The following is a 21,607-nucleotide window of genomic DNA, read 5'->3' as shown; positions in this document are numbered from 1 at the left end:
CTATGTTCGAATCGACGCAGCGGAGGGGCAACACGTCCTTGCCACGCTAATTGGCCTGCAACGCCAACCCCGCATGCTCGCGCAGCGGATGGAAATGGATCTTCGGAAACCGCTCCTGCGCCAGCCGCACGTCATAGGGCGAGGTGCACAGATAGGCCAGCGTGTCGGCCGCATCGCGCGCCATGCGCAGCGGGTAGGCGTTCTCGAATTCACGCAGCTCGGCCGGGGTGTCGGCCGTGATCCAGCGGGCGGCCGTGTACTGGCAGCCTTCCAGACGGATGTCGCAGTCGTATTCGGTGTTCAGGCGGTGCTGCACCACTTCGAACTGCAGCTGGCCCACGGCGCCCAGCAGCATGTTGCCGCCGGCTTCGGGTTTGAAGACCTGGATGGCGCCTTCCTCGCCCAGCTGCATCAGGCCCTGCTGCAGCTGTTTGGTGCGCAGCGGGTTCTTGAGCACCACGGTCATGAACATTTCAGGGGCGAAGAAAGGCAGGCCCGTGAATTGCAGGCTCGCGCCGTCGGTGATGGTGTCGCCCAACTGCACGCCACCATGCGTGGTGAAGCCGATGATGTCGCCCGCATAGGCTTCTTCGACGGCTTCGCGGCGCTGGCTCATGAAGGTCACGACCGAGGTGGGGCGCAGTTCCTTGGCGGTGCGCTGCACCTTCATCTTCATGCCGGGCGTGTACTTGCCCGAGGCCACGCGCACGAAGGCGATGCGGTCACGGTGGTTGGCATCCATGTTGGCCTGGACCTTGAAGACCACGCCGGAGAAGCCTTCGTCCTCGGGGTGGATGATCTTTTCCACAGGCTGCTTGTTGACCAGCAGCGAGCTTTTTCGGGGGCCGGGCGGGGGCGACATGTCGACCACGGCATCCAGCACTTCCATGACACCGAAGTTGTTCACGCCGGAGCCGAAGAAGACCGGCGTGAGCTTGCCTGCCAGGAAGGCCTCGTGGTCCCAGGGGGCCGAGGCGCCCTGGGCCAGTTCCATGCTTTCCAGCGCATCGTCAAAGGCCTGCCCGAAGCGCGCACGCAGCTTGTCGGCCTCGGCCAGGGGAATGGCCTCGAAGTCCTGGGGGCGGCGTTCGCTGCCAGGCTGGAACACCGTCATGGTCTGGGTGAGCAGGTTGATGATGCCGCCAAACTGCTTGCCCTGGCCCACGGGCCAGGTGACGGGGCAGCAGGGCATGCCCAGCTCGCGCTCCACTTCGTCAAGAATGTCCAGCGGATCGCGCACTTCGCGGTCCATCTTGTTGACGAAAGTGATGATGGGGGTGTCGCGCTGGCGGCAGACCTCGATCAGGCGGCGGGTCTGCGATTCCACGCCGTTGGCGGCGTCGATGACCATCAGCGCCGAGTCCACGGCCGTGAGCACGCGGTAGGTGTCTTCCGAGAAGTCCTTGTGGCCCGGGGTGTCGAGCAGATTGACCACATGGTCGCGGTAGCTCATCTGCATGACCGAGCTGGCCACCGAGATGCCGCGCTGCTTTTCGATTTCCATCCAGTCGGAGGTGGCATGGCGGCTGGCCTTGCGGCCCTTGACGGCGCCCGCGATCTGGATCGCGCCCGAGAACAGCAGCAGCTTTTCGGTCAGCGTGGTCTTGCCCGCGTCGGGGTGGGAAATGATGGCAAAAGTCCGGCGGCGCCGGGTTTCCAGGGCGTAAGTCAAGGGGGAGTCCAGGAGATGGGTAAATAGCAGGGCGCGCGTACCGGCTGGCGGCTGCGGCGAACCGGCGCATTTTACAGAGCGTGTGTCGCAAGCGGGTTGTCGGAGGAATCCGCCAATGCCTTCGGCGAAACGGTTGTTACAGCATTTGCTCCGGAGATGCTGGGACGAGATATGAGTACAGCCAAAAGAGCTGGCGTGAGAGCGAAGAATGGCAGCAGGTATCTATATTCGCCTGCAGTAGCGAAGACCGCAATGGCGATCAGGTGAATGGCTGCTGGCACGCTGATCAGCAAGGCTGGCACGTTCTTTTGGCGCACGCCATGCCACAGGACCATGGCCAGCAGCGCGAAGCCCAGCCAGGGCGTCCACAGCAGCCAGCGCCAGGCATGACTTTGGCGAAGCAGGCCGCGCAGCGCGGTTTCTGCGGAATCCAGCCTGAAAATCCGCATTTGCGATTGCACCTGGGTGCGCTTGATCACATAGCGGGCATAGTCGAGCGCCGGAAACCCGCCCTGGGCCAGCGCGGCCGACAGAAGCACATTGACGCGGCTGGCCGTCACATCGGGCAGGTTGTGCCAAAGGTTGTAGCGCAGGAACTCCTGCGCCAGCTCCTTGCGCTGTTCTTCGGTCAGGCTGAAGAGCTGAGGGCCCTGCGGATGGAACACCAACATATCCCAGTAGGCCGGGTCCGAGTAGGCGAGCATGAGCTGGCGCGGAGCATGGCCTTCCAGGATTTCCAAAGTGCGTGCCGACAGCTTGGGCGACTGCAGTACCCAGGGGTCGTTCATGAGGGGTTGCTTTTGCCAGAGGTCGTTCATGGCCCTGGGCTGCAGCAGCTTGACTGTTTCGAAGAGCACAAGTGAATCCGTGGCGCTTTGCGCAGCGGGCCTGTGCATCTGCGTGCCCGCATAGGCCAGAGCACACCACAGGCCGATGATGGCGCACAGCGGCAAGCGGCTTTTGCGGTGGACCAGAAAGATCGCAACCACGGCCGGTGCCAGAAAGAGGATGCCGTTGGCACGCACAAAAACCGAAAACGGCAGTGCCAGCGCTATGAGGACCAGGCTGGCCCGGCTGTGCCGTTTCTGGCTGCAAATCCACCAAAGCTCAAACAGCAGGGCGCAGGAGGCCACGGCGAAGATGGCGTCTGGATACAGCGTGGCCATGAAATAGACCATGTGAGGGGCCGCGCAGACGAAGACCAGCAGCACGGCGTACAGCAGGCGGTGCCCGCGTGCCCAGTACCAGGCCAACATGCGCGCAAAGAAGAGGGCGCACAGCAATAGGAGGATGGCCACTGGCACTTCCACCCGGTGGGTGACGCCATATGTCCAGCGCACGAAGTAGTACCAGCCCACGCTCTTGCCCGAGCGAAAGTGTTCGGGCCTGTCCACTTCCTGAAGGATGGCCGAACTGTCCTCGCCCAGTACGCCGGGCCAGAAGACCAGCAGCCATCCCACATAGATCAGCACGAGCAGGCCGGCGCTGGCCAGGAAGGCGCGGCGCTCTGTGGAGCCTTCAAGACGGGCCTGCGCGGGCACGGATGCGGAAGTCGGTGGGCCGGTGGCGGGGATGTATCTGCTGTTCATGGGCCGTTGACGATGCGCTCAGGTCATTGGGTAGTGGCAGTGCGGTCAGCGGTGAGCCGCTCATCTTCTTGATGCCGTCTTGATACGGCCCCTGCCAATCTCAACCCATCCTTGACAGCCCCGGCCCTAGAGTTTTCCCCATCGCAACAACAGGTGCCGCCATGCGGCGCCGATGCGGGAGAAATCCCTATGACCCTGACCGAAATCACCGGATGGCTGGGCGCCCTGGGCGCCCTGGCTGTGTTTGTCTACCTCGGATACGCATTGCTGCGGCCCGAACAGTTCTGAGGTGGCGCAGATGCAAGACCTGATCTTTATCGCCCTGAGCCTGGGCTGCTTCGGGGGCCTGCTGGCCTTCGTGGCGGCGCTGGGCCGGATTTGACTGCCTGAAAGGAGACCTCCATGTGGTTGACCTGGATGGAATATGCACTGGTGCTGCTGCTGATGACGGCGCTGGCCGTGCCCATGGGGCAGTGGCTGGCACGCTGCTTCACGAGTGAGCACCATGCCTGGATCGAGCGGCTGAGCTTTCGCGCCCTGGGCGTGAACCCGGCCGAGCGCATGGGCTGGCAGCGCTACGGGCTGGCGCTGCTGCTGTCCAACGGCGCCATGCTGCTGCTGGGCTATGCGCTGCTGCGCCTGCAGGGCTGGATGCCGCTCAATGCGCTGAGCAATGCGGCGCAGACACCGGACCTGGCCTTCAACACGGCCGTGTCCTTTGTGACCAATACCAACTGGCAGGCGTATTCGGGCGAGAGCAGCCTGTCCAACGCCACGCAGATGGTGGCCATCACCTTCATGATGTTCGCTGGCGCGACCACGGGCGTGGTCGCCGCGGCGGGTGTCATCCGCGGCCTGGCGCGCTCCAGTGCCTCGGACCTGGGCAACTACTGGGTGGACTATGTGCGCATGCTCTGGCGCGTGATGCTGCCGCTGAGCTTTGTGGTGGCCCTGGTCTATGTGTGGCAGGGTGTGCCTCAGACGCTGGATGGCCAGGTCTGGGCGACGACGCTGGAAGGCGCTCGCCAGCAGATTCTTCTCGGCCCCGTGGCCAGCCTGGAGAGCATCAAGCACATCGGCACCAACGGTGGCGGCTTCTTCGGCATGAATGCGGCCCATCCGTTCGAGAACCCCACGCCGCTGACCAACGCATTCCACATCCTGGGCATGCTGCTGATCCCGTCGGCGCTGACCTATGCGCTCGGCTCCATGCTGCTGCGCCGTCGCCAGGGCTGGGTGCTGTTCGGCGCCTGCCTGGTGATGTTCGTGGGCTTTCTGGCGCTGGTGTTCACGGCCGAGCAGGCCGGCAATCCGCTGCTCACGGCCGCAGGTGCCGACCAGCAGATCAGCGCCACCCAGCCGGGCGGCAACATGGAGGGCAAGGAGCTGCGCTTCGGCATCGCCGATACGGCGCTGTTCGTGACCACGACCACGGCCGCGACCACGGGCTCGGTCAATGCCATGCATGACTCGCTGACGCCCCTGGGCGGGCTGGTACCGCTGGCGCAGTTGATGCTCAACTGTGTGTTCGGCGGCGACGGCGTGGGCCTGATCAACCTGCTGCAGTACGCCATCCTCACGGTCTTCCTGGCCGGCATGATGATCGGCCGCACGCCCGAGTTCCTGGGCAAGAAGATCGAGGCGCGCGAGATCAAGCTGGTGATGCTGGCCGTGATGGCGCACCCGATCTCTATCCTGGGCTTCACGGCGTTGGCTGCGGTCTGGCCCGACACCATGGCCAGTCTGACCAACCGGGGGCCGCACGGCTTCTCGGAGGTGCTCTATGCCTATGCCTCGGGCACGGCCAACAACGGTTCGGCCTTTGCGGGCCTGAATGCGAACACGCCGTTCTTCAACACCACCATCGGCCTGGCCATGCTGGCTGGCCGCTATCTGACACTGCTGCCCATGCTGGCCCTGGCCGGCAGCCTGGCGGCCAAGCCCACCGTGCCTGCGGGGCCGGGCACCTTCCCGACGGCCACGCCGCTGTTCATGGGCTTGCTGGTCTTCGTGGTGGTGGTGGTCGGTGGACTGACCTTCCTGCCTTCGCTGGCCCTGGGTCCTGTGGTCGAGCAACTGCAGATGCTGTCAGGACAGGTCTACCCCTGAACACCCCTGAGCCCGTTTTTTTCCTGGCCGCCTGCTGTGCCTGACACAGCAGCGCGGCGGAGGTTTCCGAAATGCAAGTTCAAACACACACTTCCGGCCCGTTGCCGGTGCTGCGCACCGATGCGCAGGTTCCATCCCAGACCGATGCCGGCGGGCTGCGCTCGCTGTTCGGCCCCAGCCTGCGGTCGGCGCTGTTCGTCGCCGTGGTCACGGGCCTGGCGTATCCGCTGGTCACCACGCTCGTGGCCCAGGCCGCGTTTCCCAAGGCCGCCAATGGCAGCCTGATCACGCGCCAGGGCTCGGTCGTGGGCTCGGCCCTGATCGGGCAGGAGTTCGCTTCGCCCCGTTATTTCCAGGGTCGGCCCAGCGCCACCACGGCGCCGGATCCCGACAAGGCCGATGCCACGGTGGCCGCGCCCTACAACGCCGCGCTGTCGGCTGCCACCAACCAGGGGTCGACCCACGCGGCGCTCAAGGAGTCCGTGGCGGCGCGCGTGGCGGCCTACCGCGAACTCAATGGTCTTGCGGCAGATGCCGCTGTGCCTGTGGATGCCGTGACGGCCTCGGCCTCCGGCCTGGATCCGCACATCTCTGTGGCCAATGCCGAGCTGCAGCTGCCGCGCGTGGCACGCGAGCGCCAGCTGCCTGTGGCCAAGGTCCAGGAACTGCTGCGCCAGCAGATGCAGCCGCGCGTTCTGGGCCTGCTGGGTGAGCCGCGCGTGAACGTGCTGCAGTTGAATCTGGCGCTGGACGATCTCTCGGCCGCGACGCTGCAGCCTGCGGCAGCCAATGCCGCCAAGGAGTAAGCCATGTCGCGCAAAACTGCTTTGTCCCTGTTCGATCCTTCGCTGGTGCGCCAGGCGCTGGGTGACTCCATCCGCAAGCTGGCACCGAGCGCGCAATGGCGCAACCCGGTGATGTTCGTGGTCTATCTGGGCGCCATCTTCACCAGCCTGCTCTGGGCCCAGGCCCTGGCGGGCGAGGGCGAGGCGCCTGCGGGCTTCATCCTGGCCATTGCGCTGTGGCTGTGGTTCACCGTGCTGTTCGCCAATTTTGCGGAGGCGCTGGCCGAGGGGCGCAGCCGCGCCCAGGCCGCGAGCCTGCGCAGCATGAAGCGCAGCACGGTCGCCAAGAAGCTGGAGCAGGCCAGCTACCAAAGCCGCTGGCATCCCGTGGGGGCGGAAGAACTGCGCTCGGGCATGTGGGTGCTGGTCGAGGCCGGCGACACCATACCGCTGGACGGCACGGTGATCGAGGGCGTGGCCTCGGTGGACGAGAGCGCCATCACCGGCGAATCGGCCCCCGTGATCCGCGAGGCCGGCGGCGACTTCTCTTCGGTCACCGGCGGCACGCGCGTGCTGTCGGACTGGCTGGTGGTGCAGATCACCGTGAACCCCGGCGAGTCCTTCCTGGACCGCATGATCTCCATGGTGGAGTCGGCCCGCCGCCACAAGACGCCCAACGAACTGGCGCTGACCATCTTGCTGGTCGGACTGACGCTGCTGTTCCTGCTGGTCATCGTCACGCTGCGGCCCTATTCGGCCTTTGCGGTGGAGCTGACGGGCAGCGGGCAGGTCGTGGGACTGACGGTGCTGATCGCCCTGCTGGTGTGCCTGATCCCGACCACCATCGGCGGCCTGCTGTCGGCCATTGGCGTGGCAGGCATGAGCCGCATGATGCAGGCCAACGTGATCGCCACTTCGGGCCGCGCCGTGGAGGCGGCCGGCGACGTGGACGTGCTGCTGCTGGACAAGACCGGCACCATCACGCTGGGCAACCGCCAGGCCAGCGAATTCTTGCCCGCTCCCGGCGTGACGGCCGCGCAGCTGGTCGATGCGGCGCAGCTGGCATCACTGGCCGACGAGACACCCGAGGGCCGCAGCGTGGTCGTGCTGGCCAAGGAAATGCATGGCCTGCGCGAGCGTGACCTGGCAACCCTGCATGCCGTCTTCGTGCCCTTCACGGCCCAGACGCGCATGAGCGGCGTGGACATGCCGCAGCCCGACGGCGGCACGCGCAGCCTGCGCAAGGGCGCGGCCGACGCCGTGCGCCGCCACGTCGAAGCCATGGGCGGCAAGTTCCCGCCCGCCATGCTCAAGGTGGTGGAGGATGTGTCGCGGCGCGGCAGCACGCCGCTGGTGGTGGCCGATGGCGCCCGCGTGCTGGGCGTGATCGAGCTCAAGGACGTGGTCAAGCACGGCATACGCGAACGCTTTGCCGAGCTGCGCCGCATGGGCATCAAGACCGTGATGATCACGGGCGACAATCCGCTCACGGCCGCCGCCATTGCAGCCGAGGCCGGCGTGGACGACTACCTTGCCGAAGCCACGCCCGAGGACAAGCTGCGCCTGATCCGCGAACACCAGGCCGCCGGCCGGCTGGTGGCCATGACCGGCGACGGCACCAATGACGCACCCGCACTGGCCCAGGCCGACGTGGCCGTGGCCATGAACAGCGGCACCCAGGCGGCCAAGGAAGCCGGCAACATGGTGGACCTGGACAGCAACCCGACCAAGCTCATCGAGGTCGTGGAGACCGGCAAGCAGATGCTGATGACGCGCGGTGCGCTGACGACCTTCAGCGTGGCCAACGACGTGGCCAAGTACTTCGCCATCATCCCGGCCGCCTTCGTGGGCACGTATCCGCAGCTGTCGGCGCTCAATGTCATGGGACTGGCCAGCCCGGGCTCGGCCATCCTGAGCGCCGTGATCTTCAACGCGCTGATCATCATCGTCCTGATACCGCTGGCCTTGCGTGGCGTGCCCTACCACGCCATCGGCGCCTCGGCCCTGCTGCGGCGCAACCTGCTGGTCTACGGACTGGGGGGCCTGGTCGTCCCCTTCATCGGCATCAAGCTGATCGACATGCTGCTGGTGGCTTTCGGCCTGGCCTGATCTTTGGCGGCAAGCCTGCCCGCCCGGGCAGGCACCGCCTTGCTTTCTCTGTACAAAAACCAAGATGAAATCCGCTTCTTCCATGACGGCCGCTTGTGCCGTCCCCCGCTTCTTCCCCCGTGCCTCACTGGCTGCACTGCTGTCGCTGGCGGCTGCGTCCTGCCATGCCCAGGCCGAAACCTCTCCCGTCAACGCTGCCAGTGCCGATGCCCAGCAATCGCCCGCACCCGCCTACGCGCTCACCGGCAGCGTGGCGCTGCTCAGCGACTACCGTTTCCGTGGCATCTCGCAAAGCTGGATGGGACCGGCGCTGCAGGGCGGGCTGGAGCTGTCGCTGCCGCGCGGCGCCTACCTGGGCGTGTCCGGCTCCAGCGTGTCGCGCCACAGCTATCTGGACGGCCGCGCGCTGGAACTGGACCTGTACGGCGGCTGGCGCACCGAGCTGCTGCCGGGCTGGACGGGCGACATCGGCCTGCTGCACTACAACTACCCCGGCGCGCGCGTGCCCCGCGGGGATGGCAGCGGCGGCGTGCGCTACGACACCACCGAGGCCTATCTGGGCGTCACCCACGGCGGCTTCAGCGCCAAATGGTCGCTGGCGCTGACGCCTTACTTCGGCCTGCGCGACAGCACGGCGGCCACGGCCTTTGCCGAGGCACTTCCCGGCAGCGGCAGCTCACGCGGCAGCAGCTATCTGGACCTGAACTACCAGCATCCGCTGGGCGACTGGGCGGTGCTGGGCCTGCATGCCGGCCACACGCAGGTGCGCAACTACAGCGAACTGTCGTACGCCGACTGGCGCGTCTCGCTGGCCCGCAGCTGGGGGCCATGGACGGCCACGCTGGCCTGGGCCGGCACCTCGGCCGACACGCGCTACTACCGCGCGGCCAATGCGGCAGGCCAGATGCAAAGCCTGGGCCGCAGCGGCTGGGTGCTGTCGCTGTCGGCGGCGTTCTAGTGTGGGAGCACGCTCTGGTGCTAGGCTGAGAACCATGCCCATTTCGTCCTCTGCCGAGCCGGCGCCGCCCGGTCTGCCGCGTCCCGATCCCGACGCCCTGGTCGCGCGCCTGCGCCATGAGCGGGCGCAGGAGGGGCGGGGCAAGCTGCGCATCTACTTCGGATCGAATGCAGGCGTGGGCAAGACCTACGCCATGCTGGCCGCCGCCCAGCGCGAACGCCAGGGGGGCCGCGAGGTTCTGGTGGGACTCGTGGAAACCCATGGCCGCAAGGAAACGGCGCAGCAGCTGCATGGCCTGGAGCAACTGCCGCTGCGCGAGCTGCCGCACCAGGGACGGACGCTGCGCGAGTTCGACCTGGATGCGGCGCTCGCGCGGCGTCCGCGCGTGCTGCTGCTCGATGAACTGGCGCACAGCAATGCGCCAGGATCACGCCATCCCAAGCGCTGGCAGGACGTGCAGGAGCTGCTGGACGCAGGCATCGATGTCTGGACCACGATCAACGTGCAGCACCTGGAAAGCCTGAACGACGTGGTGGGCGGCATCGTCGGCATCACGGTGCGCGAGACCGTGCCCGACCAGATCTTCGACGATGCCGACGAGGTCATCGTCGTCGACATCTCGCCCGACGAGCTGCTGCGCCGCTTGAAGGACGGCAAGGTCTACATGATGGAGCAGGCCGAGCGGGCCTCGCGCAACTTCTTCAGGCGCGGCAACCTGCTGGCGCTGCGCGAGCTGGCACTGCGCCGCACGGCCGACCGCGTGGACGAGGACATGCGCGACTACCGGCGCGAGCGCTCCATAGGCACGGTCTGGCCTGCGCGTGAGCGCCTGCTGGTGGCCGTGGCAGGGCACGCGGGCGACGACGCCCTGGTGCGCCAGGTGGCGCGCATGGCACGCCGGCTGGATGCTGGCTGGATGGTGGTGTACGTGGACGCGCCCCAGCGCCAGCACCGCCCACGCAGCGTGCAGGCCGCCGTGCTCAAGACCCTGGCCCTGGCCGCACGCCTGGGGGCCGAGACGGCCACGCTGCCGGGCGCCGATGTGGCCGAGGCCCTGGTTGCCTTCGCGCGCGAGCGCAACGCCAGCCGCCTGGTGCTGGCCCAGCCGCCGCGCCCGGCATGGTCGCCCTGGCGCTGGTGGGGCCGCAGCCTGCCCGACCGCATCGTCCAGCTGCATCCCGACATCGACGTGCTGGTGCTCTCCGGGGGCTCCAGCGCGGCCCGGACCGAGGCCGCGCCTGCCGCACCGCTGCGGCGCAGGCCGCTGCCCTGGAAGGGCTATGCCGGCGTGACCCTGGCCTGCTTGACCGCCACGGTGCTGGCCGAGCAGCTGCTGCGCATCTTCGACCCGGCCAACGTGGTGATGCTGTTCCTGCTCATCGTCGTGCTGTCTTCGTTGCGCTGGGGGCGTGGCCCGGGCGCCTGGGCGGCGCTGCTGTCGGTACTGTGCTTCGACTTTTTCTTTGTGCCCCCGCGCGGTTCCTTCCATGTCAACGACACGCAGTACCTGTTCACCTTCGTGCTGATGCTGGGCGTGGCCCTGGTCTGCGGCCAGCTCATGGCGCGGCTGCGCCACGAGGCGCGCGTGGCGGCCGAGCGCGAGCGGCGCGCGGGCGCCCTGGCGCGGCTGGCGCGCGACCTTTCGGGCGCGCTCACGCAGGAGCAGGTGGTGGAGATTGCGCTGAGCACGGTCTCGGGCGTGTTCGACGCCCAGGCCGGGCTGCTGTTGCCCGATGCCGACGAGCGCCTGCGCCCCGCCGGCGGCGGCTCCTGCCCCATGGACGACAGCATTGCGCGCTGGGCCATGGACCACGGTCAGCAGGCCGGCCAGGGCACGGACACGTTGCCGGCCGCGCCGGCCCGCTACGTGCCGCTGGCGGCGCCCGTGCGCATGCGGGGCGTACTGGTGCTGCAACTGCGTGCGCCCCAGCGCCTGGAGGTGCCCGAGGAGCAGCGCCTGCTGGAGGCGTGTGCCAGCCAGGTGGCGCTGGCGCTGGAGCGTCAGCACTTCGTGGCCGTGGCCCAGCAGACCCAGATCGCCATGGAGGGCGAGCGCATGCGCAACACCTTGCTGTCGGCCGTCTCGCACGACCTGCGCACGCCGCTGACCACCATCCTGGGCGCGGCCGAGGCCGCGCAGCGCCATGTGCCGCCGGGCGGCGCAGCCGACATGCTGGAGCAGGTCCGCATCCAGGCCCAGGCCATGCAGCGATTGGTGGAGAACCTGCTGGACATGGCGCGCCTGCAGCAAGGCGGCGTGCACCTGCAGCGCGAATGGCTGCCGCTGGATGAAGTGGTCGGCAGCGCGCTGCGCCAGATGCGCGCGCGCCTGCACGAGCATCCCGTCAGCACCGACGTGCCCGCCAGCCTGCCGCTGCTGCAGCTCGATGCCGTGCTCATGGAGCGCGTGCTGGTCAACCTGCTGGACAACGCCGCCAAGTACACGCCGGCCGGCACGCCGCTGACCATCCACGCACGCGAACAGGACGGCGAGGTGCTTGTGGCCGTGCAGGATGGCGGGCCCGGCCTGCCGCCACACCTGCCCGTGGAGACGCTGTTCGAGCCCTTCACGCGCGGCACGGCCGAGTCCACCGTCTCGGGCATAGGCCTGGGGTTGGCGCTGGTGCGCAGCATTGTCGAGGCCCATGGCGGGCGCATCGAGGCCGCTGCCGCGCGCCCAGGCCCCGGCACCGTGTTCACGCTGCGCTTTCCGGTGCCGGAGCAGCCATTGCTCGATTAGAGTCTTGCGCCATGAGCACGCCCACCAACCGCATCCTGATGATCGAGGACGACCCCGGCATCCGCCGCTTCGTGCGCCTGGTGCTGGAGGACGAGGGCTGGCAGGTCTTCGAGGCCGACAGCGCGCGCCGGGGCCTGATCGAGGCGGCGAGCCGCCAGCCCGATCTGGTCATCCTCGACCTGGGCCTGCCGGATGCCGACGGCAAGCAGGTTCTCACCGAGCTGCGCGGATGGTCCTCCGTGCCCGTGCTCGTGCTTTCCGCGCGCGAGCGCGAGGACGAGAAGGTGGCTGCCCTGGACGCCGGCGCAGACGATTACCTGGTCAAGCCTTTCGGTGTGCCCGAGCTGCTGGCCCGGCTGCGCGTGATGCTGCGCCGCCGCCAGCAACTGGGGGCCGCAGGCGGCGCAGTTGCATCCAGCCAGGTGCACTTCGGCCAGGTGCAGGTGGACCTGGCCACGCATGAGGTGCGGCGTGCGGGCCAGCCGGTGCACCTCACGCCCATCGAATTCCGCCTGCTGGCGGCGCTGATCGCCGCCCAGGGCCGTGTGATGACCCACCGCCAGCTGCTGCTGCAGGTCTGGGGACCCGAATACCTGGGCCGTGCCCATTACCTGCGCGTGCACATGGCCAATCTGCGCCAGAAGATCGAGGACGAGCCGGCCCAGCCGCGCCACCTGGTGACCGAGCTGCAGGTGGGCTACCGGCTTGTGGGGCTGGGCGGTGAGGCATCCCCGGGATCGGTATAATCAGCGCCTCTCCGAGGAGCGTTGCAGCAGGCCCATTCACCAGATGCGGTCTGCGAGGCTCGGAGTCATACCTGCAACGACGCTCGCCCACGCTTTCTGTGCGGTGAGCTTTTTTTCGTCTCCCGCAGAACGTGGTTTTTCATTCATCTTTTGGAGAAAACCATGAACGCTGCTGTTCGTCCCGTTTCCGCCGACACGGCCATCGCTGACATTTCCCTCGCCGCCTGGGGCCGCAAGGAAATCCTGATCGCCGAAACCGAAATGCCCGGCCTGATGGCCACGCGCGAGGAATTCGCCGCGGCACAGCCGCTCAAGGGCGCGCGCATCGCCGGCTCGCTGCACATGACCATCCAGACGGCCGTGCTGATCGAGACGCTCAAGGCTCTGGGCGCCGACGTGCGCTGGGCCTCGTGCAACATTTTCTCGACGCAGGACCATGCCGCCGCCGCCATCGCCGCCACGGGCACGCCCGTGTTCGCCATCAAGGGTGAATCGCTGGCCGACTACTGGGACTACACCCACCGCATCTTTGAATTCGGCGCCGCCGGTACCGAAGGCGAAGGCCCCAACATGATCCTGGACGACGGCGGCGATGCCACCATGCTGCTGCACCTGGGCATGCGCGCCGAAAAGGACCTGTCCGTGCTGGACAACCCCGCCTCCGAGGAAGAGAAGATCGCCTTCGCCGCCATCCGCGCCAAGCTGGCCCAGGACCCCACCTGGTATACGCGCAAGAGCGCCCACATCATCGGCGTGACCGAAGAGACCACCACCGGCGTGCACCGCCTCAACGAGATGTCGGCCAAGGGCACGCTGAAGTTCCGCGCCATCAACGTCAACGACTCCGTCACCAAGAGCAAGTTCGACAACCTCTACGGCTGCCGCGAATCGCTGGTGGACGGCATCAAGCGCGCCACCGACGTGATGATCGCCGGCAAGGTCGCCGTGGTGGCCGGCTACGGCGACGTGGGCAAGGGCTGCGCCCAGGCGCTGCGCGCGCTGTCGGCCCAGGTCTGGGTCACCGAGATCGATCCCATCAACGCCCTGCAGGCGGCCATGGAAGGCTACAAGGTCGTGACCATGGAGTGGGCGGCAGACAAGGCCGACATCTTCGTGACCACCACCGGCAACCGCGACATCATCCGCCACGAGCACATGGTGGCCATGAAGAACGAAGCCATCGTCTGCAACATCGGCCATTTCGACAACGAGATCGACGTCGCCTCCATCGAGCAGTACCAGTGGGAAGAGATCAAGCCCCAGGTGGACCACATCACCTTCCCTGACGGCAAGAAGATCATCCTGCTGGCCAAGGGCCGCCTGGTGAACCTGGGCTGCGCCACCGGCCACCCCAGCTTCGTGATGAGCGCCTCGTTCGCCAACCAGACCATCGCCCAGATCGAGCTGTTCACCAAGCCCGATGCCTACGAGGTCGGCAAGGTCTACGTGCTGCCCAAGATCCTGGACGAGAAGGTTGCCCGCCTGCACCTGAAGAAGGTCGGCGCCATGCTGACCGAGCTGACGGACGGCCAGGCTGCCTATATCGGCGTGAACAAGCAGGGTCCCTACAAGCCCGAAACCTACCGCTACTAAGCACCCCCTGAGCGGCTTGCGCCGCTTCCCCCTCTCTACTTGCTTCGCAAGGGAGGGGGACGACGCCCTCGCTGCGGGGCGGCCCTTGCTTGGCGTCCCTGAGTTGGGTCGCGCCGGTTTCGGGCATTAGTCAACTGAGATTTCCTGGAGCGACGCTATGCGCGCAGATGTATTTTTGGTGGAAGCCGGCCATGCGGCCACGCGCTCGCAGGCGCAGCGGCTGATTGCGGGTGGCGTGCAGTGGCGCATGACGCCGTTGACGCCGTGGAAGAAGGTCGCCAAGAACGGTGACGAGATTCCCGCAGGTGCCGAGCTGCAGTTGCTGGACGGGGCCGAGGCCCGGTTCATCTCGCGCGGCGGGCTGAAGCTGGAAGGCGCGCTGGCGGCCACCAAGCTGTCGGTGGACGGCCTGCGCTGCCTGGACGTGGGCCAGAGCACGGGCGGTTTCACCGACTGCCTGCTGCAGGCAGGCGCCGCCCAGGTCATCGGCGTGGACGTGGGCCATGGCCAGCTGCATGACCGGCTGCGCTCGGATGCGCGCGTGATCTGCGTCGAAGGCGTCAATGCCCGCGCGGTGACGGCCGAGGGCCTGCAGGAGGCCTGCGAGGAAGTGCTGTCCGAACGCTGGGAAGAAGATCCCGACGACAACGACACCCAGCCCGTGGCGCCCTATGCCTGGATGCGCAACGGCGGCGTGGTCGACGAGGACTACGACGACAGCGACGACGCCAAGGAAAACGAGATCGAGGCCTTCAAGGCCGAGCGCGCAGCCAAGGGCAAGGCGCGCGATGAGGGCACGGTGGCCACGCAGCGCCGCCGCCGCGCCGAGTTTGCCGACGTGGACATCACGCCGCAGTTCGACTTCGTCACGGGCGATCTGTCCTTCATCTCTCTGACCCTGGTGCTGCCGGCCGTCACGCGCCTGCTCAAGCCGCATGGCCAGCTGCTGATGCTGGTCAAGCCGCAGTTCGAGCTGCAGCCGGGCCAGGTCGGCAAGGGCGGCATCGTGCGCGATGCGGCCCTGTTCACCGAGGTGGAGCAGCGCATCCGCACCTGCCTGGGCGAGCTGGGCCTGGAGGTCAAGGGCTGGATGGAGTCGGCCATCGAAGGTGGCGACGGCAACCGCGAATTCTTCGTGCATGCCCAGCAGGCGGCCGTGGTGAAGGAGCCAGAGCAGCCTGAAACGCAGGACGACGATGAGCCCCGCTCGGCCGTGAAGGCCGCTCCTAAGCCGGCCGCGCCTAAGCGCGTGTCCCGTACCGTGCTGCGCGAGCAGCGCAACGAGCGTGTGATCGACACCAGCACCGAGTTCGGCGTGCCCGGTCCGGGCCGCGCCAAGCTGCGCAAACGCAACGAATGAAACACTGAGCAGCGAGTCTTACATGAGCTTTCCGATCAGCTTCGAGTTCTTCCCGACCAAGACGCCCGAGGGCGCGACCAAGCATGTTCAGGTGCGCAAGAACCTCTATGCGCGCAAGCCCCAGTTCTGCTCCGTCACCTATGGCGCGGGCGGCTCCACGCAGACGGGCACCTTCGCCATGGTGCGTGACATCCAGAACGAAGGCGTCAGCGCGGCATCGCATTTCTCCTGCGTGGGCGCCACGCACGACAAGGTGCGCGCCGAACTGCAGGAGCTGAAGGCCATGGGCGTGCGCCGCATCGTCGCGCTGCGCGGCGACCTGCCCAGCGGCTATGGCCTGGGTGGCGAATTCCAGTACGCCAGCGATCTCGTGGAATTCATCCGCCGCGAGTTCGGCGACTGGTTCCACATCGAGGTGGCGGCCTACCCGGAGGTCCATCCGCAGGCGAAATCCCCACAGTCCGATCTGGATGCGTTTGCGGCTAAAGTGCGCGCTGGCGCGGATTCCGCGATCACCCAATATTTCTACAATGCCGACGCCTACTGCCGTTTCGTTGATGCGGCGCGCGGCATGGGGCTTGATGCACCGGTTGTTCCCGGCATCATGCCCATCACCAGCTCTACGCAGCTGATGCGCTTCTCGGACGCCTGCGGCGCCGAGATCCCGCGCTGGATCCGCCTGCGTCTGCAGGCTTACGGAGATGACACGGCGTCCATTCGCGCCTTCGGCCTTGATGTCGTGTCCCGTCTATGCGAGCAGTTGCGCAGCCAGGGCGCTCCCGGGCTGCACTTCTATACGATGAACCAGAGCGTCGCCACGCTGGAAATCTGCGATCGATTGGGCCTTTGAGCGCGCAGCCACTGCGCCGGCCCCGGGCGACCCTCTAGAACTTGGGAACGGTCAGGCGTTCCCTGGAGGTTTTTGCCCATGGATCGTGGTTTTCGACGCCTGCACTGGCGCTGGCTGGCCATGTGCGCCATCACCGCCACCCTGGCCGGCTGCGCGCCAGCTCCCGTGGCACAAAGCGATGCCGAGTCCGGCGCCCTGACCGCAGGTGCGGCGGCAATGGATGAAGGCCAGACGCCAGCGGCCGTGCCCTCGGCCGGCAAGCGCGGTGGCCGCACATCGCGGACCGCGCAGCCGGCCGGCAAATCCCCGGATGCCAAGCCCTCCGAGTCGGCCTCGCCCGAAGACAGTGCCGAGGCTCCCTCCAATCCCGACTTCGCCCTCGTGCCCTCGCGCGACAGCGACCAGCAAGGCCTGGCCTCCTGGTATGGCCCGGGCCTGCATGGCCGGCTGACCGCCAGCGGCGAGCGTTTCGACAAGGAAGAATTGACGGCCGCGCACCGCAGCTTTGCCTTCGGCAGCCGCGTCTGCGTGCGCAGCGCCGCCACGGGCAAGACGGTGGTGGTGCGCATCAACGACCGCGGGCCGTTTGCGCCTGGCCGCGTGATCGATCTGAGCCAGGCCGCAGCGCAGGAGCTGGGCATGGTCGGCCTGGGCATCAAGCCCGTGGAGCTGTGGCAGCTCGACGATGGTGAGCAGGAATGCCCCGAAACCCTGGTCACGGCCAGGAAGGCCAAGTCCATCGAGAAGACGCAGCAGGCCAAGGCACAGGCACAGACAACACAGGCACGGACCCGGGTTCAGGCCAAGGCGCCAGTGCGTCCGCGTGTCCAGGCCAAGGCGCCTGCACCCAGGCCCAATGCACGCACGGCCGTGGCCAGCCGTGCCGTCCCTGCCGCCAAGCCGGTGGCGAAGGCTGCGGCGCCCGCCGCTGCCTCGTCCACCGCAGTGGCCTCTGCGGCCTCGAACGCGCGCTGAACGGGCTCAGCCGCCGGATTCGAGCGTGAAGGCCGCGTTCTCGTCCTGACCGAGCAGCTTGACCAGCTGCGGCATGGCCGGCTTGAGCTGTTCCTTGAGATTGAACGGCGGATTGATCAGGAACATGCCGCTGGCCGGCAGGCCGCCGCGCTCCGAGGTCTTGTTGCTCTTGACCGTGAGCTCCACATGCAGCCAGCTCCTGCCGGCCTTGGTGGTCATGGTCTTCAGGCGGCGCGGCAGATCGTGCGCCTCGGGGCGCGGGATGATCGGATACCAGAACGCATACGTGCCTGTGGCAAAGCGCTTGAGGCTGTCGGCCGCCATGTCCAGCACCTTGGCGTAGTCGCTCTTGAGCTCGTAGCTGGGGTCGCACAGCACCAGGGCTCGGCGCGACGGCGGCGGCAGGAATTTCTTGATGCCCTCGAAGCCGTCCTCGTGCAGCACGGCCACCTGGCGGCCCGCTTCGAGCTGGGCAATGTTGCCGGCCAGCGAGCGCATGTCGGTGGGATGCAGCTCGAAGACCTTGAGCTTGTCGCGCTCCTGCACGCGCAGCAGGGACTGGATGATGAACGGCGAGCCTGGGTAGTTGCGCAGCTGCGCGCCCTGGTTGAAGGAGCGCACCGAGGCGATGTAGGCCTGCAGCACCGGGGCCAGCTCGGACTCCTTGGCCTGGGCCAGGCGCAGGATGCCGTCTGCGGCCTCGCCGCTCTTGTTGGCATAGTCGCCGTCCAGACGGTACAGGCCGGCGCCGGCGTGCGTGTCCAGCACCGTAAGGGCGGCCTCCTTCTGGAGGAGGTATTGCAGGGTGGCGATCAGCACGGTGTGCTTGAGCACATCGGCATGGTTGCCTGCATGGAAGGCGTGGCGGTAACTGAACATAGGCGTGATGGTAACCAGCCGCGCTGGCGGGTGGACACCCATGGCGGCTGCAAGGTTGCCCGGCGCTGGCGCCTCGCGGCGAGGGCTGCCGGGGACTTGCGGATCGGGGGGATGGTGCGGTTGCGCCAGTTTTGTATAATGGCGGGCTTCGCAGCGATTTTATGGGTCCCGCGGCGAAGTTTACATCCCCGCCTAAGAGGCTTCCTTTTTGAAGAAGCACCGACCGCGGAAAAGGGCCCGCCAAACCTTTCTTGAAAGAGAAAACTCATGTCTACATTCAGCGCAAAGCCCGCTGAGGTGCAACACGAGTGGTTTGTGATTGACGCCACCGATAAGGTGCTCGGACGTGTCGCCAGCGAAGTGGCACTCCGTCTGCGCGGCAAGCACAAGGCCATTTACACACCTCACGTTGACACCGGCGACTTCATCGTCATCATCAACGCCTCCAAGCTCAAGGTCACCGGCACCAAGAACCTGGACAAGGTGTACTACCGCCACTCTGGTTTCCCCGGCGGCATCACTGCCACCAACTTCCGCGACATGCAGGCCAAGTTCCCCGGCCGCGCTCTGGAAAAGGCCGTCAAGGGCATGCTGCCCAAGGGTCCCCTGGGCTACGCAATGATCAAGAAGCTCAAGGTGTACGGCGGTGCTGAGCATCCCCACACCGCCCAGCAGCCCAAGGCTCTGGAAATCTAAGGAGACCTAGATGATTGGTGATTGGAACAATGGCACCGGCCGTCGCAAGTCCAGCGTCGCACGCGTGTTCCTGAAGAAGGGCTCCGGCAAGATTACCGTGAATGGCAAGGACATTCAGGAATACTTCGGCCGCGAAACCTCGATCATGATCGCAAAGCAGCCCCTGGCTCTGACGAGCAACCTGGAAGCTTTCGACATTCAAGTGAACGTCCACGGTGGTGGTGAATCCGGCCAGGCCGGCGCTACCCGCCACGGCATCACCCGCGCCCTGATCGACTATGACGCAGCGCTCAAGCCCGTCCTGAGCCAAGCCGGCTTCGTGACGCGTGACGCTCGTGAAGTCGAACGTAAGAAGGTCGGCCTGCGCTCCGCACGCCGCGCCAAGCAGTTCTCCAAGCGTTAATCCGCTGGCACTGCAGGAAAGTCCCCCGGGGCTTTCCCCAGAAAAAAACCGCCTTTGCCGGCGGTTTTTTTCTGGGCGATGCAAACCTTTCTCATTCAGTGGGCAATGCCCCCACTTGCACTGTCGTCAAGCCGGCAGCCCCGGGAATTCCCGAGCCCTTTGCTGTACCATTCGGGCCAATTGAGAACTTCGGAGTATCCCCATGAGCGCCGTCGCAGAAATCACCGAAACCACCACCGCCGAAATGCCCACCCCGATCGTCTTCACCGACAGCGCAGCTGCCAAGGTGGCCGATCTGATCGCCGAGGAAGGCAACCCTGACCTGAAGCTGCGCGTGTTCGTGCAAGGTGGCGGCTGCTCGGGCTTCCAGTACGGCTTCACCTTCGACGAGATCACCAACGAAGACGACACGACCATGACCAAGAATGGCGTGTCGCTGCTGATCGACGCCATGAGCTACCAGTACCTGGTCGGCGCCGAGATCGACTACAAGGAAGACCTGCAGGGCGCGCAGTTCGTGATCAAGAACCCCAACGCCTCTACCACCTGCGGCTGCGGATCGAGCTTCTCGGTGTAAGCCGTGTCGGCCGCGCTGCAGTGAAGCCCGCAGCAGCCCGCCGCACAACACGCCACCAACCGCCGCGCAGCAATGCGCAGGCGGTTTTTTAACGCCTGCGCATTGCTGCCTTGCCATGATTCCTGAAGACAAAAGCGCTTCCGCCTCCACCACATCCTCCTCGCGTTCGGTGCTCCTATGGCTCGTGGCCATCGGCTTTTTCATGCAGACGCTGGACGGCACCATCGTCAATACCGCGCTGCCCACCATGGCCGAGGCCCTGGGCGAGAGCCCGCTGCGCATGCAGTCCGTCATCGTCGCCTATTCGCTGACCATGGCCATGCTGATCCCGGCATCGGGCTGGATGGCCGACCGCTTCGGCACGCGGCGCGTCTACCTGTGGGCGATTGCGCTGTTCGTGCTGGGATCGGTGCTGTGCGCGATTGCTCCCAACCTGCAGCTGATGGTGGCCGCACGCGTGCTGCAGGGCATGGGCGGTGCGCTGCTCATGCCCGTGGGCCGGCTGGCCGTGCTGCGCGCCTTCCCGCGCGAGCAGTTCCTCAAGGCCATGAGCTTCGTGGCCATCCCCGGCCTGGTCGGGCCGCTGATCGGCCCCACGCTGGGCGGCTGGATGGTGGAGTACGTGAGCTGGCACTGGATCTTCCTGGTCAACGTGCCCGTGGGCCTGATCGGCCTGGCCGCTACCTTGCGCTTCATGCCCGTGGGCGACCGCTTCGCCGTCAAGCGCTTCGACGGCGTGGGCTATGCGCTGCTGGCCTTCGGCATGGTGGCCGTGTCGCTGGCGCTGGACAGCATGTCGGGCAAGGGCATCCATGGCGCCATGGTCTTCGTGCTGCTGATCTTCGGCCTGGCCAGCCTGGCTGCCTACTGGCTGCACGCACTGCGCCGGCCAGACCCGCTGTTCGCCCCCGAGCTGTTTGCCGTGCGCAGCCTGCGCGTGGGCCTGCTGGGCAACCTGTTCTCGCGCCTGGGCAGCTCCTGCATGCCCTTCCTGATCCCGCTGGTGCTGCAGGTCTGCCTGGGCTTTTCGCCGCTGCAGGCCGGCATGATGATGCTGCCCACGGTGCTGGCCAGCATGGCCATGAAGCGCCAGACCACCACCCTCATCCAGCGCATCGGCTACCGCCGCGTGCTCATGGGCAACACCCTGGTGCTGTCGCTGATGATCGCCAGCTTCGGCACGGTCTCCACGGCGCTGCCGCTGTGGGTGGTCATCGTCCAGCTGCTGATCTTCGGCGCCACCAACTCCATGCAGTTCACGGCCATGAACACCGTCACGCTCAAGGACCTGGATGCCGGCAACGCCAGCAGCGGCAACAGCCTGCTGTCCATGGTGCAGATGCTGGCCATGGGCATGGGCGTGGCCGCCGCAGGTGCGGTGCTGGCCGGTTTCAGCGAATGGTTCGGCGGCGATACGCCGCAGCACACCCTCAATGCCTTCCGCGCCACCTTCGTCTGCATGGGCGCGGTGACGCTGGCCTCGACCATGATCTTCTCGCAGCTGGGCGACGATGAGGATGTGCGGCCCAAGCCTTTGGAGCCGGCCGAGCACGAGTGAGGGCTGTG

The 21,607-nt window shown here is 66.7% G+C and carries 18 protein-coding genes and 1 riboswitch; of the genes, 15 read left to right on the top strand and 3 right to left on the bottom strand.

The genetic code is table 11. The annotated features are described in order from the left end of the window. Positions 1-46: 46 nt before the first annotated feature. Both ACF8ML_RS05460 and ACF8ML_RS05455 read right to left on the bottom strand, forming a co-directional pair. Positions 47-1,672, bottom strand: coding sequence for a peptide chain release factor 3 (locus ACF8ML_RS05460; RefSeq protein WP_047327916.1), 1,626 nt, complete (start codon positions 1,670-1,672; stop codon positions 47-49). A gap of 71 nt (positions 1,673-1,743) precedes the next feature. Beyond that, a complete protein-coding gene (locus ACF8ML_RS05455) occupies positions 1,744-3,261 on the bottom strand; it encodes a hypothetical protein (RefSeq protein ID WP_047327915.1) in 1,518 nt (505 codons plus the stop codon). 189 nt (positions 3,262-3,450) lie between these two features. Here ACF8ML_RS05455 and ACF8ML_RS05450 point away from each other — a divergent pair, with 189 nt between their 5' ends. From ACF8ML_RS05450 to ACF8ML_RS05400, 11 genes are all read left to right on the top strand, one after another. Then, entirely contained in the window at positions 3,451-3,549 is a 99-nt protein-coding gene (locus ACF8ML_RS05450; RefSeq protein WP_013800438.1) for a potassium-transporting ATPase subunit F, read from the top strand. Positions 3,550-3,663: 114 nt separating this feature from the next. Next, complete coding sequence (kdpA, locus tag ACF8ML_RS05445; RefSeq protein WP_392406584.1) at positions 3,664-5,370, top strand: potassium-transporting ATPase subunit KdpA; 1,707 nt, start codon at positions 3,664-3,666, stop codon at positions 5,368-5,370. A gap of 71 nt (positions 5,371-5,441) precedes the next feature. Next, positions 5,442-6,176 carry a potassium-transporting ATPase subunit KdpC gene (gene kdpC, locus ACF8ML_RS05440; protein ID WP_016448468.1) on the top strand — a complete coding sequence of 245 codons (735 nt, stop codon included), beginning with the start codon at positions 5,442-5,444 and terminating at the stop codon, positions 6,174-6,176. 3 nt (positions 6,177-6,179) lie between these two features. Beyond that, complete coding sequence (gene kdpB, locus ACF8ML_RS05435; RefSeq protein WP_047327914.1) at positions 6,180-8,264, top strand: potassium-transporting ATPase subunit KdpB; 2,085 nt, start codon at positions 6,180-6,182, stop codon at positions 8,262-8,264. Between the two features lie 82 nt (positions 8,265-8,346). Then, positions 8,347-9,222: a TorF family putative porin gene (locus tag ACF8ML_RS05430; protein ID WP_016448466.1), complete on the top strand. Its 876-nt coding sequence runs from the start codon at positions 8,347-8,349 to the stop codon at positions 9,220-9,222. A 34-nt stretch (positions 9,223-9,256) separates the two neighbouring features. Beyond that, positions 9,257-11,962, top strand: a complete 2,706-nt coding sequence (locus ACF8ML_RS05425) for a sensor histidine kinase KdpD (RefSeq protein WP_016448465.1) — start codon at positions 9,257-9,259, stop codon at positions 11,960-11,962. Positions 11,963-11,973: 11 nt separating this feature from the next. After that, positions 11,974-12,708 (top strand): response regulator, encoded by a 735-nt coding sequence (locus ACF8ML_RS05420; RefSeq protein ID WP_016448464.1) that lies wholly within the window; start codon positions 11,974-11,976, stop codon positions 12,706-12,708. Between the two features lie 7 nt (positions 12,709-12,715). Beyond that, a riboswitch (S-adenosyl-L-homocysteine riboswitch) is annotated at positions 12,716-12,800 on the top strand. A 70-nt stretch (positions 12,801-12,870) separates the two neighbouring features. Next, a complete protein-coding gene (ahcY, locus tag ACF8ML_RS05415) occupies positions 12,871-14,301 on the top strand; it encodes an adenosylhomocysteinase (RefSeq protein WP_209671778.1) in 1,431 nt (476 codons plus the stop codon). 157 nt (positions 14,302-14,458) lie between these two features. Then, the gene (locus tag ACF8ML_RS05410; RefSeq protein WP_016452756.1) at positions 14,459-15,661 is read left to right on the top strand and encodes a TlyA family RNA methyltransferase; all 1,203 of its coding nucleotides are present in this window, start codon (positions 14,459-14,461) and stop codon (positions 15,659-15,661) included. Positions 15,662-15,683: 22 nt separating this feature from the next. After that, the gene (gene metF, locus ACF8ML_RS05405) at positions 15,684-16,511 is read left to right on the top strand and encodes a methylenetetrahydrofolate reductase [NAD(P)H] (RefSeq protein WP_016448461.1); all 828 of its coding nucleotides are present in this window, start codon (positions 15,684-15,686) and stop codon (positions 16,509-16,511) included. A 78-nt stretch (positions 16,512-16,589) separates the two neighbouring features. Further along, on the top strand, positions 16,590-17,486 hold the full coding sequence (locus ACF8ML_RS05400) for a septal ring lytic transglycosylase RlpA family protein (protein WP_209671780.1): 897 nt from the start codon (positions 16,590-16,592) through the stop codon (positions 17,484-17,486). 6 nt (positions 17,487-17,492) lie between these two features. On the opposite strand, the gene ACF8ML_RS05395 is transcribed toward ACF8ML_RS05400, so the two are convergent. Next, entirely contained in the window at positions 17,493-18,365 is an 873-nt protein-coding gene (locus tag ACF8ML_RS05395) for a 23S rRNA (adenine(2030)-N(6))-methyltransferase RlmJ (protein WP_017406717.1), read from the bottom strand. 267 nt (positions 18,366-18,632) lie between these two features. Between ACF8ML_RS05395 and rplM the strand changes: the two genes are divergently transcribed. The 4 genes from rplM to mdtD all read left to right on the top strand — a co-directional run bounded on the left by rplM (position 18,633) and on the right by mdtD (position 21,599). Next, entirely contained in the window at positions 18,633-19,061 is a 429-nt protein-coding gene (gene rplM / locus ACF8ML_RS05390; protein ID WP_012207711.1) for a 50S ribosomal protein L13, read from the top strand. Between the two features lie 10 nt (positions 19,062-19,071). Further along, the gene (rpsI, locus tag ACF8ML_RS05385; RefSeq protein ID WP_012207710.1) at positions 19,072-19,464 is read left to right on the top strand and encodes a 30S ribosomal protein S9; all 393 of its coding nucleotides are present in this window, start codon (positions 19,072-19,074) and stop codon (positions 19,462-19,464) included. Between the two features lie 202 nt (positions 19,465-19,666). After that, the gene (gene erpA, locus ACF8ML_RS05380; protein ID WP_016448458.1) at positions 19,667-20,041 is read left to right on the top strand and encodes an iron-sulfur cluster insertion protein ErpA; all 375 of its coding nucleotides are present in this window, start codon (positions 19,667-19,669) and stop codon (positions 20,039-20,041) included. A gap of 115 nt (positions 20,042-20,156) precedes the next feature. After that, the gene (gene mdtD / locus ACF8ML_RS05375) at positions 20,157-21,599 is read left to right on the top strand and encodes a multidrug transporter subunit MdtD (protein ID WP_016448457.1); all 1,443 of its coding nucleotides are present in this window, start codon (positions 20,157-20,159) and stop codon (positions 21,597-21,599) included. The last annotated feature ends 8 nt before the right edge of the window (positions 21,600-21,607 follow it).

The organism is Delftia sp. WSY_10 (genome assembly GCF_043104705.1).
GTDB lineage: Bacteria > Pseudomonadota > Gammaproteobacteria > Burkholderiales > Burkholderiaceae_C > Comamonas > Comamonas tsuruhatensis.
This window is presented reverse-complemented; position numbering and strand designations above follow the sequence as displayed.

Bases quoted from the DNA above. Each gene is read 5' to 3' on its own strand.
- ACF8ML_RS05420 (WP_016448464.1), top strand. From the start codon at position 11,974: ATGAGCACGCCCACCAACCGCATCCTGATGATCGAGGACGACCCCGGC.
- mdtD (WP_016448457.1), top strand. From the start codon at position 20,157: ATGATTCCTGAAGACAAAAGCGCTTCCGCCTCCACCACATCCTCCTCG.
- kdpB (WP_047327914.1), top strand. From the start codon at position 6,180: ATGTCGCGCAAAACTGCTTTGTCCCTGTTCGATCCTTCGCTGGTGCGC.
- rpsI (WP_012207710.1), top strand. From the start codon at position 19,072: ATGATTGGTGATTGGAACAATGGCACCGGCCGTCGCAAGTCCAGCGTC.
- ACF8ML_RS05395 (WP_017406717.1), bottom strand. From the start codon at position 18,365: ATGTTCAGTTACCGCCACGCCTTCCATGCAGGCAACCATGCCGATGTG.
- ahcY (WP_209671778.1), top strand. From the start codon at position 12,871: ATGAACGCTGCTGTTCGTCCCGTTTCCGCCGACACGGCCATCGCTGAC.
- ACF8ML_RS05400 (WP_209671780.1), top strand. From the start codon at position 16,590: ATGGATCGTGGTTTTCGACGCCTGCACTGGCGCTGGCTGGCCATGTGC.
- ACF8ML_RS05450 (WP_013800438.1), top strand. From the start codon at position 3,451: ATGACCCTGACCGAAATCACCGGATGGCTGGGCGCCCTGGGCGCCCTG.
- kdpC (WP_016448468.1), top strand. From the start codon at position 5,442: ATGCAAGTTCAAACACACACTTCCGGCCCGTTGCCGGTGCTGCGCACC.
- ACF8ML_RS05425 (WP_016448465.1), top strand. From the start codon at position 9,257: ATGCCCATTTCGTCCTCTGCCGAGCCGGCGCCGCCCGGTCTGCCGCGT.
- metF (WP_016448461.1), top strand. From the start codon at position 15,684: ATGAGCTTTCCGATCAGCTTCGAGTTCTTCCCGACCAAGACGCCCGAG.
- kdpA (WP_392406584.1), top strand. From the start codon at position 3,664: ATGTGGTTGACCTGGATGGAATATGCACTGGTGCTGCTGCTGATGACG.
- erpA (WP_016448458.1), top strand. From the start codon at position 19,667: ATGAGCGCCGTCGCAGAAATCACCGAAACCACCACCGCCGAAATGCCC.
- ACF8ML_RS05455 (WP_047327915.1), bottom strand. From the start codon at position 3,261: ATGAACAGCAGATACATCCCCGCCACCGGCCCACCGACTTCCGCATCC.
- ACF8ML_RS05410 (WP_016452756.1), top strand. From the start codon at position 14,459: ATGCGCGCAGATGTATTTTTGGTGGAAGCCGGCCATGCGGCCACGCGC.
- rplM (WP_012207711.1), top strand. From the start codon at position 18,633: ATGTCTACATTCAGCGCAAAGCCCGCTGAGGTGCAACACGAGTGGTTT.
- ACF8ML_RS05430 (WP_016448466.1), top strand. From the start codon at position 8,347: ATGACGGCCGCTTGTGCCGTCCCCCGCTTCTTCCCCCGTGCCTCACTG.